The sequence below is a fragment of the Sphingomonas sp. PL-96 genome (assembly GCF_020707215.1).
Lineage (GTDB): Bacteria > Pseudomonadota > Alphaproteobacteria > Sphingomonadales > Sphingomonadaceae > Sphingomonas.
This window is the reverse complement of sequence record NZ_JAJFET010000001.1, coordinates 388,944-401,416: the sequence shown is the minus strand read 5'-3', so window position 1 is coordinate 401,416 and position 12,473 is coordinate 388,944. Positions and strand designations below refer to the sequence as shown.

Sequence of the window (12,473 nt, the reverse complement as noted above, 5' to 3'; positions counted from 1 at the left end):
CGTTTGCCGCAGCGATCCGGCGGCTCGTCGCAGGATCTCGCACATGCCCGCGGCTAAAGGTTCCGTATTGCGCCCCACAGATTCTTTTCAGTTTGTCAATGGCACAAACCTGCATCGTTGACGTTTTATCAAGACAAGAACCGGCCGGGACCCACGTCCGCCCCGACCGCCCGTGTTGATGCAGAGGTACGTAATGAACATCCGCAATTCTCGCGCCTGGCTGTTTGCCGGGGCGCTAGCTCTTTGTCTGCCGGCAGCGCCCGCCCTGGCGCAAGATGCAGTGGCGTCGTTCGATATCGCATCCAGCGAATCGTTGAAGCCCGGACAGTTTGTTTGGAACGACAGCGGCGATGCTTCGCAACCGGTGACGGTAACCGTAAGCCTGCCGTTGCAGCGCGCCTATGTGTATCGCGGCAGCACTCTGATCGGGGTGTCGACCGTGTCTACAGGCAAGACCGGACATGAAACTCCCGTGGGCGAGTTCGAGATCCTTCAGAAGAAGGTGATGCACAAGTCCAACCTCTACAACGACGCGCCAATGCCGTTCATGCAGCGGCTGACCTGGGACGGCATCGCGCTGCATGCAGGTGCCATCCCCGGCCGCCCGGCATCGCACGGCTGCGTCCGCCTGCCTGCGGCCTTCGCCAAGAAGCTGTTCGCCGCGACCGAAATGGGCGCGATGGTGTCGATCAACAACGACCCCTACGACCCGCTGTCTTCCCAGCCGCTGCCGGCCGAGAACTTCGGCGAGTCGGTGGGGGGCACGCTGACGGCATCGCAGGACGTGGTGCCCGGCCGCGGTATCCAGACGGCGCAATAAGGATCGTCCGGCCGAACTGCCTGGCACCAGTTCCGATACTCGACCCCTGCCGTTGAAGGAGCGGCCGGGTCCGGTCTCAGAGCCGCGCGAACGCACGTTCGCCGGAGACCCCGCGGGTGTATCAAGCGGCCCCTCGCCTGTGCTTCTGCGGAGGCGAGCGCTCCGGGACTCGGCGATACCGCCGTTGCTTTGTCGGACTCTGGATCTGTGCCTGCGCAGGGATACGGGCGCGGGCCGTTACGCGCGCAACGGTGGCGGATGCGAAGAGAACGGCGTAGCGTTCGCTCAACCGCGGCTGACGAGCTCCACGCGCACGTCGCCCCGGTCGGAGGCACGCGCGATGCGGGTTCGGGTTGCAAGCTGCCGGTGCGGACAGTTGCGCGCCACCTGTACGGGCGAGCCGGTGCGCGTATCGGTGTGCCATTGCCTGGAGTGCCAGAAGCGCAGCGGCAGCGCCTTTGCGGTGCAGGCACGCTGGCCGGACGCGCAGGTGGTGCTTGCCGGCGCGTTCCACAGCTGGAGCCAGCAGGGCGACAGCGGCGCGATGGCACACTTCCGCTTCTGCCCGACCTGCGGCGCGACGCTGGTCTATGCGAGCGACGGCATGCCCGGCCTGACCGCAGTCGCGGTCGGCGGTTTTGCCGATCCCGACTTCCCGGCTCCCCGATATTCCGTCTGGGAGGACCGCAGGCACCGCTGGGTCACGGTGGCGGCGGACGGCATGGATCACTTCGCATAGCCGCCAAGGATCAGGCGGCGACCAGTTCGATGTTGGGATGGTCGGCGAGGATGTGGAGGATGGTGTCGAAATAGGTCGGCCCCTCTCCGCGCTCGACGGCGTCGAGCTGGCGGCCGATGCGGTCCGCATCGTAGAGGTCCGGCCGCTGCAGCTTCTCGCGCAGCCGGGCAACCGTCGCGGCGATGCCGAGTGCGGCCTGGCTCGCTGCCATGTTGTTCCAGACGAGCCGCACCGGCTCCTGTCCTTCGATCGCGCCGTAGCCGCCACGCAGCATGTCATCGAGCGCGTCGAGGCTTTCGCCCAGAGTCCAATCCTCGCCGACCATGAAGACGCGGTTCACCTCTGCATAGAAGGAGGCGATGTCGCGGATACGGGCACCGTCGAGGGTCAGGGTCTTGGTCATGGGCGATCGTCGTCGCGCAGCACCGAGAGGTCCGGGCGGGGCAGGATCGGCGGGGTGCTGTCCATGTAGGTGAGCCAGTGACTCCAGATCACATGGGTGCGCAGCTTCGTCAGGCGGGTCTGACAGCTGATGCCCATCAGCGTACGGATCGAGCCGCCGCTCCAGTTCTGGTACACGGCTCCACATTCGGCGTCCCGGTACTGGATCCAGGCGCGCTGGGCCTTCACCAGTTCCTTGGCGGCTTCACCCTCCCCTTCGCTCCGCAACCGTCGCATCGCGGCCTGGTAGTAGCGGTTCAACTCGGCATCGGCCGCGTCGAATTCGGCCGAGGCGCAGGCGTTGATGGAAGGCGTGTCATCGCCCGTGCAGGATGCGGGGTTCGCCGCCTGGAGGAACAGGGCGAGCGTGAACAGGGGCATGGCGATTCCTCCGGCTAGGTGCGCGCCGCTGCCTTACCGGTCGCGCTTGAACCGGACCAGCGTCGGCGAGACGCACGGCGCCTTGCCTCAGAAGCCATCCGTATCCCTGCGCAAGCAGGATCCAGGGCCGGCAGAGCAGCTGACGATAGGGGAGCGGAACCGGGGTCGCGCTGCTTATTTCAGCGGCCGGAAATGGGGGGCGAGGGCGGTCACCTGCTCGAAACCGGCGGTCTGCAGGCTGTAGATCGCGCCGCCGATGCAGCGATACGGTACCTCGCTCGTGGGCAGCAGGATGCGTGCGCCTCGACCGGGCTGCACTTCGCGGCGGGCGACTGCCACCAGTTCCTGGAAAGTGACTGCACGGCCGGCGACTTCAAGGCTGCACTGCGCAGCCGGTCCGCGCACCAGGACGTCAAAGGGCACAGCCCTTGCCCTGCCCGCGCACCCCATCAACCCAAGGGCTGCAATCACCATCGGGGCAAGCGCCGGCTTCATGGGCGAAGTATGAAGCGGGTCCAGCGGCTACGCAACGCGGCTGCGGACAAGCAGCGGCCACAAAAAAAGGGGGCCGAAGCCCCCTTTTAGGTTAGCCGCGCGGGCCGCCGCGGGGGCGGAACGGGCGGGCCTGGTGCCGCGGCTGGTTGGGGCCGCCGCGCGGAGGACGCGGGCCGCCGGTGCTGCCCGGCGGCGGCGGGCCATCCATCGGCAGCACGCGCAGGTCGTCGTCACCCTCACCCGCGGTGCGCTTGATCGCGGCCACGAAGCGGCTGGCGACCGCGCGCGGGATCTGGAAGGCGGTCTCGTCCGCGGCGATGCGGATTGCGCCGACTTCACCCTTGGTGATGTGGCCGCGGCGGCACAGCAGCGGCAGCAGCCAGCGCGGATCGGCGTTCTGGCGGCGGCCGATGTTCATGCGGAACCAGACGCTGTCCTCGAAGCCGGCGCGGGGGCCGTCGTCGCGGGGACCGCGCTCGCCGCGGTCGCTGCCGCCGACGAGGTCCTCGGCGGCCGGCAGCTTGGCGCGATAGGCGCGCACCAGCATGGCGGCGATGTCGGCAGGCTCACGCCCTTCGAGCAGGCGGGCGCCGAGTGCGCGATCCTCCTCGTCCAGCTCCACCGTATCGCTGAGCTTGGCGAGCAGGCGCTCGCGATCGGCCTCGCGGATGGCGTCGGCGCTCGGCACCTCGACCCACTCGGCGTTGATCTTGGCACCGCGCAGCATCATCTCGACGCGGCGGCGACGCTGATACGGCACCACCAGCGCGGCGATGCCCTTCTTGCCGGCGCGGCCGGTGCGGCCCGAGCGGTGCTGAAGCGCCTCGGCGTCGCGCGGCAGCTCGACGTGGATCACCAGGCTGAGCGAGGGCAGATCGATGCCGCGCGCGGCAACGTCCGTCGCGACGCACACGCGGGCGCGGCGATCGCGCAGCGCCTGAAGCGCGTGGTTGCGCTCGTTCTGGCTGTGCTCGCCCGAAAGCGCCACGGCGTCGAAGCCGCGCTCGACCAGGCTCGCGTGCAGGCGGCGGACCGCTTCACGGGTGGCGCAGAACAGGAAGGCGGTGTCCGGCTCGTGGAAGCGCAGCAGGTTCACCACCGCATGCTCGATGTCGGACGGGGCGACGGTCACGCACTGATAGGCGATGTCGCCGTGGCCGCGATCGGCCGAGAGCGTCTCGATGCGCAGCGCGTCGCGCTGGTAGCGCTTGGCGAGCGCCACGATCGGGCGCGGCATGGTCGCGGAGAACAGCAGTGTGCGGCGGCCATCCGGCGTCGCGTCGAGGATTTGCTCGAGATCCTCGCGGAAGCCCATGTCGAGCATCTCGTCGGCTTCGTCGAGGACGGCTGCGCGGATCGCCGATAGGTCGAGCGCGCCGCGCTCCAGGTGATCGCGCAGACGGCCGGGCGTGCCGACGACGATGTGCGCGCCGTGGCTGAGCGCACGCCGCTCACGCGAGGGGTCCATGCCGCCGACGCAGGTGGCGATGCGAGCGCCGGTCTGGCCGTAGAGCCAGCCGAGTTCGCGCGCGACCTGGAGGGCGAGCTCGCGGGTGGGGGCGATGGCGATGGCGAGCGGAGCGCCGAGCTGGCCGATCGCGCCGTCCTCCGCCAGCAGCTGCGGGGCCATGGCGAGGCCAAAGGCGACGGTCTTGCCGGAGCCGGTCTGGGCGGAGACGATGAGATCGCGCCCTTCGGCTTCGGGCTTGACGACGGCGGCCTGGACGGCCGTGGGCGCTTCATAGCCACGCGCAACAAGCGCCGCGGCGAGCGGTTCGGGAACTTTACCAAAGGGCATGGGGGCGCAAATGGCCCTTTCCGAGCCGTGGCACAAGGGCTTACGGCGCCGGAGAGTCCCGGTGCGGGAGGTCGGCGGCGGCCTCGAAGGCGACTTGGGGCGGATGCGACGCCACTACACACCGTTGATCGCTCTTCAGACTTCGCCCGTTCGCTCCATCCTCATCACACCGCCGACACAGGGCATTGTCGCCAGGCAAGCCGCACGCGCCGTGCTCAGTTTCCCGCCACTGGCTCCGAGGATTCGGGCTGCGGGGCCGGCGTCGGCTTCGGCTCCAGATCCTCGGGGACGAACGGATTCACGCTCGGCGGCGGCCCCGACATGCCGGCCGGATCGCCTTTGACACGCCCGCGCAGCTGGTCGATTTCAGCCTGCCTCCGGTTGAGATAGAATGCCCGGGTTGCTGCATAGGGATCGGGCGAGTTGTCGTGCAGGTCCTTGAGCGTCTGGTCGAACTCGGAACGGTGGTCGAGCGCGCCCAGGACACCGGCCGGCACGGAATAGCTCACGCTCGTGAACGGACTGCCGACGCCGACCGGCAGGACCAGCCGATCGACGGCGCCGCCCAGCAAGTCCCGAACGGTCGTGGGGCCGACCAGCGGCAGGAAAAGGAAGGGCCCGTTCTTTACGCCATAATAGCCCAGCGTGTTTGCAAACCCGTTCGACCGCCGCGGCAAATGGAACGGCTTGCGCTTGGCCATGTCCACGAACCCGGCAGCGCCAACGGTGGTATTGATCACGAAGCGGCCGACCGTCTCCGCCGCCTTTCCAGGCTTGAGCTGAAGCATGAAGTTCAAGAACACGATCGGTTCACGGATGTTATACAGGAAGTTGTGGATCCCCTTGCGGATGGGGCTCGGCAAAGCCTTCTTGTACGTTCTTGCGACGGGGCCGACGACGGTGTCGTCCACCTTCTGCGTAACGGCAAAAGCCTCGGCATTTACCGCGCGCAGCGGGTCTCCTGCCGGCTCCCTGCGCCCTGTGATGACGATGTCACCGTGCGCCGCCTCTTCGGCAGGGGGCACCTGAACGGGCGAACCCGCGTCCGGTGGGGGCACTGCGCCAGGCGGTGCGGGCGAGACTTGAACCGGAGTGACCGCCGGTGGAACAGCCGTGTCGGACTGCAACTGAGGGGGCTGCGCTGGAAGGAGCGCTGGATCGGCAAGCAGGACGGAGGGCGAAACCAGAGTTGCCGAGGCGGCGCCCGCTGCGGTTGGGAACTCCGGCGCTGGCAATGAGCCTACGGGAGAGACCGCGAGTAGTAGCGCACCAGGTACCGTCAACATGTACGCTCATCATCCCGCCGACCGGCTTCGTTCGAATCTGAAGCACTGGGACAATGGACATGCCCCTTCGAAACTAATTGGGATAGGGATAATCGGCGCAGGAAGCGCTTACCGCCCGAGTATCCTGGAAGAGCGGGCCTTCGCGTCCGTGGGTCGCCCCTAGTCGTTGCCGCCCACGAAGTTGCCGAGGCCGCCGAGGATCGAGCCCTCGCCGCGGTTCTGGCCGCCGCGGCTGCCGGCAGCCGCCAGCATCCGACCCGCCAGGCGCGAGAAGGGAAGCGACTGGATCCAGACCTTGCCGGGGCCGCGCAGGCGAGCGAAGAACAGGCCCTCGCCACCGAACAGCACGCTTTTCACGCCGCCGGCGGTGACCAGGTCGAAGTCGACCGTGTCGGTCATGGCCGCCAGGCAGCCGGTGTCGACGTGGAGTTCCTCGCCTGATGCCAGCGTGCGCTCGACCACGGTGCCGCCCATCTGGACGAAGACCCAGCCGTCACCCTCCAGCTTCTGCATGATGAAGCCCTCCCCGCCGAACAGGCCGGTGAGCACGCGCTTCTGGAAGTGGAGGCCGATCGACACACCCTTGGCCGCGGCGAGGAAGCTGTCCTTCTGGCAGATCAGCCGCCCGCCGAGATCGCCCAGGCGCAGCGGCAGGATCGCGCCGGGCGTGGGCGAGGCAAAGGCGACCCGCGCCTTGCCATGGCCCTCGTGGGTGAAGACGGTGGTGAACAGGCTTTCGCCCGTCACCAGCCGGCGGCCGGCACCCAGCAGCTTGCCCATGAACCCGGCGCCCTGCCCGCCGCTGCCGTCGCCGAACACCGTGGTCATGTCGACCGCGGCATCCTTCCACACCAGCGCGCCCGCCTCCGCCACCGCACTTTCGCCGGGATCGAGCTCGATCTCCAGGAACTGGAGTTCCTGGCCCTTGATCTCGAAGTCGATGTCGTCGGCGATGCTGCTGCTACGATGGTGCTGCCAGGGGGTCGGATACGGCATGGGAACTTCCTCTCGCGGGTGGGGTCAGGCGCGGGCCATCAGTCTCCGGTGACGCGGACGGGACCGAGGTCGCCCATGCCGACGGTGCCGCTGGCCATGCCGAGCATGCGATCGAGCGAGACCTTGGCCTTGAGGCGCAGGCTTTCCTCAATCTCGATGCGCGGCTCGAGGTCGCGCAGCGCCAGGTAGAGCTTCTCGATCGTGTTGAGCGCCATGTACGGGCAGATGTTGCAGTTGCAGTTGCCGTCGGCACCCGGCGCGCCGATGAAGCGCTTCTCCGGCATCGCCTTTTCCATCTGGTGGATGATGTGCGGTTCGGTCGCGACGATCAGCGTGTCGCCGGGCACGGTCTGCGCATATTCCAGGATGCCGCGGGTCGAGCCGACATAGTCGGCATGATCGAGGATGACCGCGGGGCATTCCGGGTGGGCCGCAACCGGCGCGCCGGGATGCTCTGCCTTGAGTTTCAGCAGCTCGGTTTCCGAGAACGCCTCGTGCACGATGCACACGCCCGGCCACAGCAGCATGTCGCGGCCGGTCTTGCGCGCGAGATAGCCGCCCAGATTGCGGTCCGGTCCGAAGATGATCTTCTGCGTGGGTGGGATCTGGCTGAGGATCTTCTCCGCCGACGACGAGGTGACGATGATATCGCTGAGCGCCTTCACCTCGGTCGAGCAGTTGATGTAGGTGAGCGCGATGTGATCCGGGTGCTGCGCGCGGAAGGCGGCGAACTGCTCGGGCGGGCAGCTGTCCTCCAGGCTGCAGCCGGCGGCCATGTCGGGGAGCACCACGATCTTTTCGGGGCTCAGGATCTTGGCGGTCTCGGCCATGAAGCGCACGCCGCAAAAGGCGATCACCTCGGCGTCGGTTGCCGCCGCCTTGCGCGACAGGTCGAGGCTGTCGCCGACGAAATCGGCGAGGTCCTGAATTTCCGGCTTTTGATAATAGTGCGCGAGGATGACGGCATTGCGCTCCTTGCGCAGCCGGTCGATCTCTCCCAGCAGGTCGACGCCGGCCAAGTTGCCGCCGATGCCGTTGCGTGCGTCCATTCCAACTTCCCCCGCGTGCCCGTGATGCGGGCCACAAAGCGCCCACATGGCCATTTGCGCCCGGTGCGGCAAGATGCCGCCGTATCCCGCTGACCGCTGGGCGCACTCGCGGGGATGTTGCTGCGCAAGCACGGGAGGATGGCGGGTGCAGTCGGCGTGCTGACGCAGACGAGGCTGAGCAAGCCGCGCAGCGCCGATCGGGAACAGCGCCCGCACCCGCGGGGTTCCGCCTGTTACTCTGAACGAAAAGTGGAACAGGATGAGCGGGCAAGGCCAAACGGCTGCCAAGGGGAAGCGGCGCGGCCGGGATCTGACGCAGGGACCGATCACGCGCACCCTGTTGGTCTTCTCGCTGCCGGTTCTGGGCGGCAACGCGCTCCAGTCGCTGAACGGCAGCATCAACCAATTCTGGGTGAGCCATTCGCTGGGCATCACTGCCATCACCGCGATCGGCAACGCCAACATCGTCATGATGCTGATGCTGGGCGCAATCTTCGGCGTCAGCATGGCCGCCAACATCCTGGTCGGGCAGAGCGTCGGAGCCGGCGACCTGCGCCAGGTGAAAAAGGTGATGGGCACCTCCATCACGTTTTTCGCAATCCTGGCGCTGGGGGTCGCCGCGGTCGGCTATCGGCTGTCGCCGCACATCCTGGCCTTGATGGGCACGCCGGCCGAGGCGCTGGCCGAGGCCGAGACCTATTTGCGCATCGTCTTTCTGGCGATGCCGTTCCTCTATTTCTTCGCCTTCCTGCAGATGGCGCAGCGCGGCATCGGGGACAGCCGCACGCCCTTTCTCTTCATGCTGCTGGCCGTCGTGCTGGACATCCTCCTCAACCCGATGCTGATCCGGGGCATCGGCCCCTTTCCCAGGCTGGGCATCGCCGGATCGGCCTTTTCCACGCTGATCGGCCAAGGCACCAGCCTGGTGCTGCTGGTCGCGCTGCTCTACCGGCGCGGCAGCCCGCTGATGCTGCGCCCGGGCGAGTTCCACCTGCTCAAACCCGACCCTGCGATCCTGAAGGCGTTGGTGCTGCGCGGCCTGCCCATGGGGTTGCAGATCCTGGTGATGTCCGGCGCGGCGATGGTGATGATCGGCTTCGTCAACAGCTATGGCGCGGTGACGGCGGCTGCCTATACCGCCGCGTCGCAGGTGTGGACCTATATCCAGATGCCGGCGATGGCAGTCGGCGCGGCAGTGTCGTCGATGGCGGCGCAGAACGTCGGGGCGCAAAAATGGGACCGGGTCGGCAAGATCGCGCGGTCGGGCGTGCTGAGCGGGCTGGTCATCACCGGTCTGGTCGCCGCGATCATCTATCCGCTGGGCGACCTGACGCTGCACATCTTCCTGCCGCCGGACTCCCCCGCGCTGCCGGTCGCGGGGCACATCAATACCATCGTGCTTTGGTCGTTCGTGCTGTTCAGCGTGACCTTTGCGTTGTCGGGCGTAGTGCGGTCGACCGGCGCGGTGTGGCCGCCGCTGCTGATCCTGATCGTCGCCATGTTCCTGATCCGCATCCCGTTCGCCGAGCTGCTGATCCCCAGGCTGGGCGCGGACGCGATCTGGTGGAGTTTCCCTTTGGGGACGATCACGTCGAGCATTCTGACAGCGCTCTACTATCGTTACGGCAACTGGCGAAAGACGCGGCTGATCGCGCCGGAGCGGCCGCAGGGGAATTCGGCGGATGCGGGTATGGCGACGCCGGCGGTGGTGGGCTGCGACCGTTCGCCCGGGGCGGAGGTGCGGGTTGGGGGGTGAGCAGCTGGGTGAGAAGCACGTACAGCTGCCTTCCCATTAGCTCCTGCCTGCGCGGGAGCACCGCACAGGCGGAGGGGGACCGCCAGCATCACCGCCGGTTGGCGAGAACCTCGTCGACCGGGGCGGTGACGTCCCAGCGTTCGCCGTCGCGCGATCGACGCTCGTTGGGGAAGGTCACCAGCACGCGGACGTTGCCCAGACCGGCGCTCGCCAGCGGCGCACCGAGCAGGTTAGCCAGCGCCGTGCGCGCCTTTTCGCGGGCCTGGGCCATGCGTTCGGGCGAGCGGGCCTCCGCCTGCGCCTTGGTCTGCGCCGCCTGCGACGTGCGGCGGGCGAGCGCTTCGCCGGCCTCGCGGGTGACGAACACGCCCTGGGTGCGCACCAGGCTGCGCGCCGCCTCGTCGACGTTGGGCTTGGCGACCGTCACGTCGGGCGCGTCCACCACCAGCGTGCGCGACTCTTCGGACCAGCTGAGATTGTTCGGGCCGATTCCGCCTACCTGGACGAAATAGTCGACGGTGAAGGGCATCTTGATGACCTGGTTCGACTTCAGCATCCCCATCGCGCGGACGTCGGTAGCAGTGCTCTGGATCGTGCCCGAAAGCTCCGCGACCTTGAGCGCCGAGGCGCCGGACAAGCGCGCGGTGATGAGGCGGGTGACGGCGGTGCCGTCCTCTTCCCGCGTCACGACATATTCCTCGGTATAACGCTGGCAGACCAGCACCGCGCCGAGCGTCAGGCCGATGCCGACCAGCAGTACGATCAGCGTGCGCAGGAAGCCCGGCTTCACGTGCGTCGCCATTCTCCTGCCTCCTCCACCAGTCCGCGCGCCTTCAAGTCGATCAGATGCGCGAGCACCGAGCGTGCGGCCGCGGGCAGCAGCCGCGCGTCGAGCCCGACATACATGCGCGATACCATCGCCGGCACCGCGCCGACCCCTTCGCCCAGCAGGCGCAGGATTTGCCCCTCGCGCGCGCGACGGTGGCCAAGCAGTCCCCGCACGAAACGCTGCGGGTTCTCCACCGCCTCCCCATGGCCGGGATAATAGATGCGGTCCGAACGCCCCATCAGCTTCTCGAGGCTCGCCATATAGGCGGTCATGTCGCCATCGGGCGGCGAGACGATGGTGGTCGACCAGCCCATGACATGGTCGCCGCTGAACAGCGCGCCGCTTTCCGGCAACGCAAAGGCCAAGTGGTTGGAGGTGTGGCCCGGTGTCGTCACCGCCGTCAGCGACCAGCCGTCGCCGGATACCCCCTCTCCCTCTGCCAGCACGCGATCGGGCGCATAGGCGGTGTCGAAGGCGGCGTCGGCACGCGGGCCGGGATCGTCCATGGTGAGCGGGGCACAGCCGACGATCGGCGCGCCGCTACGCTCAGCGAGCGAGGCCGCGCCGGGACTGTGGTCGCGATGGGTGTGGGTGCACAGGATTGCCACCAGCCGGCGGCTGCCCACCGCGGCGAGCAGCGCGTCCAGATGCGCGGCGTCGACCGGACCAGGGTCGATCACCGCGGCATCGCGCGCGCCACCCACCACATAGCTCTGCGTGCCGTCGTGGGTATAGGGGGAGGCGTTGGGAGCAAGGATGCGCAGCACCAGCGGCTCCAGCGCGATCGGAACACCGGTCGGGGGATGCGTCATGCCCCGGACATGGCGGCTCCCGGCGCGCGGCACAAGCTCTGGCGGCTCGCCAGGCGGATGCGAGCGCCCCTCATGAGATACATCCGATCACGAGCTATCCCCGATGGTGCCCGGCACTGCCGCACCCTAGCCTCGCGAGCAATGCGCCCCTTTTCGTCGGAGCCGCGATGGTCCTGCCCAGCCTGCCCCGGGTCTCCGACACCGCGCTGTACCCGGACGCCGCGACGGTCGCCGCCACGGTCGGAGCGCTGCGGCGCGACGGGTTTGCCGTGGTCGAGGGGCTGTTCGCGCGCGCCGACCTGTGTGCGGTCGAACGCATGCTCGACGACGCGTTCGAGGCGGCGGCGCAGATACCCGCCGCCCGGCGCTTCGTGGTGCGCTATCCAGCGGGGGACAGGGCGGATGGTGGGGCGGATGGCGTCGGCACCGGTTGGGACCAGCTGGAGCTGAACCATGCAACGGCGCTGGTCCCCGCCCTGCTGGAGACGAAGGTGTTCCAAGGCTGCGCGACGCTGGCGCGAGCGCTGGCCGGCCCCGTCACGCGATCGTTCGACCATGTGATCTACAAGGGGCCGCGCAACCGCACGCCGACGCCATGGCACCAGGATGCCGCCTTCAAGCTGTGGCGCGGCAGCCAGCCGCGGCAGCTCCATTTCTGGATCCCGTTGCAGGACGTGACGCAGGAGAGCGGCTGCATGGAGTTCATCGCCGGCAGCCACCGGGCACCCCTGCTCCACCACCGCCGCATGCTGCGGAGCTCGGGATTACCGGGGCGGGAGGCGTCGCCGGACACGCCCGATTCCATCCCGTGCCCGCTCGCGCTTGGCGGCCTCACGATCCACACGCCGACCACGCTGCACTGCGCCGGTGCCAATGCCAGCACGGTGCCGCGCAAGGCATGGATCCTGCAGTTCGCCCCCTGGGGCAACGCCCGGCTGGCGGTGAAGCGGCTGGCGGGCGCGGTGCCGCGGCCGCTGCCGCAACAAGGCACTGTAAACCCCCACGCCGCGCCCAGGCCCTAGCACTAACCTCCTCCCAGTTGCGGGGCACGAACGGCGGGCGGATGCGCAG

Annotated in this window: 13 protein-coding genes; 4 read left to right on the top strand and 9 right to left on the bottom strand. The window is 68.2% G+C overall.

Annotated features, from left to right (window positions below; translation table 11 throughout):
• Positions 1-193 precede the first annotated feature (193 nt).
• Together LK533_RS01900 and LK533_RS01895 are read left to right on the top strand one after the other, a co-directional pair.
• Entirely contained in the window at positions 194-820 is a 627-nt protein-coding gene (locus LK533_RS01900; RefSeq protein WP_229361063.1) for a L,D-transpeptidase family protein, read from the top strand.
• A gap of 376 nt (positions 821-1,196) precedes the next feature.
• A complete protein-coding gene (locus LK533_RS01895; protein ID WP_229361062.1) occupies positions 1,197-1,559 on the top strand; it encodes a GFA family protein in 363 nt (120 codons plus the stop codon).
• Positions 1,560-1,569: 10 nt separating this feature from the next.
• On the opposite strand, the gene LK533_RS01890 is transcribed toward LK533_RS01895, so the two are convergent.
• The 7 genes from LK533_RS01890 to nadA form a co-directional block, all read right to left on the bottom strand.
• The gene (locus LK533_RS01890) at positions 1,570-1,962 is read right to left on the bottom strand and encodes a barstar family protein (protein ID WP_229361061.1); all 393 of its coding nucleotides are present in this window, start codon (positions 1,960-1,962) and stop codon (positions 1,570-1,572) included.
• Positions 1,959-2,381: a lysozyme inhibitor LprI family protein gene (locus LK533_RS01885; RefSeq protein ID WP_229361060.1), complete on the bottom strand. Its 423-nt coding sequence runs from the start codon at positions 2,379-2,381 to the stop codon at positions 1,959-1,961. Before LK533_RS01885 ends, LK533_RS01890 begins: the two co-directional genes overlap by 4 nt.
• A gap of 174 nt (positions 2,382-2,555) precedes the next feature.
• Complete coding sequence (locus LK533_RS01880) at positions 2,556-2,876, bottom strand: biopolymer transporter ExbD (RefSeq protein WP_229361059.1); 321 nt, start codon at positions 2,874-2,876, stop codon at positions 2,556-2,558.
• Positions 2,877-2,967: 91 nt separating this feature from the next.
• On the bottom strand, positions 2,968-4,674 hold the full coding sequence (locus LK533_RS01875) for a DEAD/DEAH box helicase (RefSeq protein WP_229361058.1): 1,707 nt from the start codon (positions 4,672-4,674) through the stop codon (positions 2,968-2,970).
• 215 nt (positions 4,675-4,889) lie between these two features.
• Complete coding sequence (locus LK533_RS01870) at positions 4,890-5,801, bottom strand: VacJ family lipoprotein (protein ID WP_229361057.1); 912 nt, start codon at positions 5,799-5,801, stop codon at positions 4,890-4,892.
• A gap of 318 nt (positions 5,802-6,119) precedes the next feature.
• Complete coding sequence (locus LK533_RS01865; RefSeq protein WP_229361056.1) at positions 6,120-6,956, bottom strand: AIM24 family protein; 837 nt, start codon at positions 6,954-6,956, stop codon at positions 6,120-6,122.
• Between the two features lie 38 nt (positions 6,957-6,994).
• Positions 6,995-8,005 carry a quinolinate synthase NadA gene (nadA, locus tag LK533_RS01860; RefSeq protein WP_229361055.1) on the bottom strand — a complete coding sequence of 337 codons (1,011 nt, stop codon included), beginning with the start codon at positions 8,003-8,005 and terminating at the stop codon, positions 6,995-6,997.
• Positions 8,006-8,264: 259 nt separating this feature from the next.
• On the opposite strand from nadA, the gene LK533_RS01855 reads away from it, so the two are divergent.
• Entirely contained in the window at positions 8,265-9,761 is a 1,497-nt protein-coding gene (locus tag LK533_RS01855) for an MATE family efflux transporter (protein WP_229361054.1), read from the top strand.
• Positions 9,762-9,849: 88 nt separating this feature from the next.
• On the opposite strand, the gene LK533_RS01850 is transcribed toward LK533_RS01855, so the two are convergent.
• Entirely contained in the window at positions 9,850-10,563 is a 714-nt protein-coding gene (locus LK533_RS01850) for a DUF4230 domain-containing protein (protein WP_229361053.1), read from the bottom strand.
• Complete coding sequence (locus LK533_RS01845) at positions 10,548-11,402, bottom strand: MBL fold metallo-hydrolase (RefSeq protein ID WP_229361052.1); 855 nt, start codon at positions 11,400-11,402, stop codon at positions 10,548-10,550. Before LK533_RS01845 ends, LK533_RS01850 begins: the two co-directional genes overlap by 16 nt.
• Before the next feature lie 167 nt (positions 11,403-11,569).
• On the opposite strand from LK533_RS01845, the gene LK533_RS01840 reads away from it, so the two are divergent.
• A complete protein-coding gene (locus LK533_RS01840; protein WP_229361051.1) occupies positions 11,570-12,424 on the top strand; it encodes a phytanoyl-CoA dioxygenase family protein in 855 nt (284 codons plus the stop codon).
• Positions 12,425-12,473 lie beyond the last annotated feature (49 nt).

Coding starts and splice junctions, on each gene's coding strand:
- LK533_RS01900 (WP_229361063.1), top strand. CDS start 194: ATGAACATCCGCAATTCTCGCGCCTGGCTGTTTGCCGGGGCGCTAGCT.
- LK533_RS01890 (WP_229361061.1), bottom strand. CDS start 1,962: ATGACCAAGACCCTGACCCTCGACGGTGCCCGTATCCGCGACATCGCC.
- LK533_RS01885 (WP_229361060.1), bottom strand. CDS start 2,381: ATGCCCCTGTTCACGCTCGCCCTGTTCCTCCAGGCGGCGAACCCCGCA.
- LK533_RS01880 (WP_229361059.1), bottom strand. CDS start 2,876: ATGAAGCCGGCGCTTGCCCCGATGGTGATTGCAGCCCTTGGGTTGATG.
- LK533_RS01875 (WP_229361058.1), bottom strand. CDS start 4,674: ATGCCCTTTGGTAAAGTTCCCGAACCGCTCGCCGCGGCGCTTGTTGCG.
- LK533_RS01865 (WP_229361056.1), bottom strand. CDS start 6,956: ATGCCGTATCCGACCCCCTGGCAGCACCATCGTAGCAGCAGCATCGCC.
- nadA (WP_229361055.1), bottom strand. CDS start 8,005: ATGGACGCACGCAACGGCATCGGCGGCAACTTGGCCGGCGTCGACCTG.
- LK533_RS01855 (WP_229361054.1), top strand. CDS start 8,265: ATGAGCGGGCAAGGCCAAACGGCTGCCAAGGGGAAGCGGCGCGGCCGG.
- LK533_RS01850 (WP_229361053.1), bottom strand. CDS start 10,563: ATGGCGACGCACGTGAAGCCGGGCTTCCTGCGCACGCTGATCGTACTG.
- LK533_RS01845 (WP_229361052.1), bottom strand. CDS start 11,402: ATGACGCATCCCCCGACCGGTGTTCCGATCGCGCTGGAGCCGCTGGTG.
- LK533_RS01840 (WP_229361051.1), top strand. CDS start 11,570: ATGGTCCTGCCCAGCCTGCCCCGGGTCTCCGACACCGCGCTGTACCCG.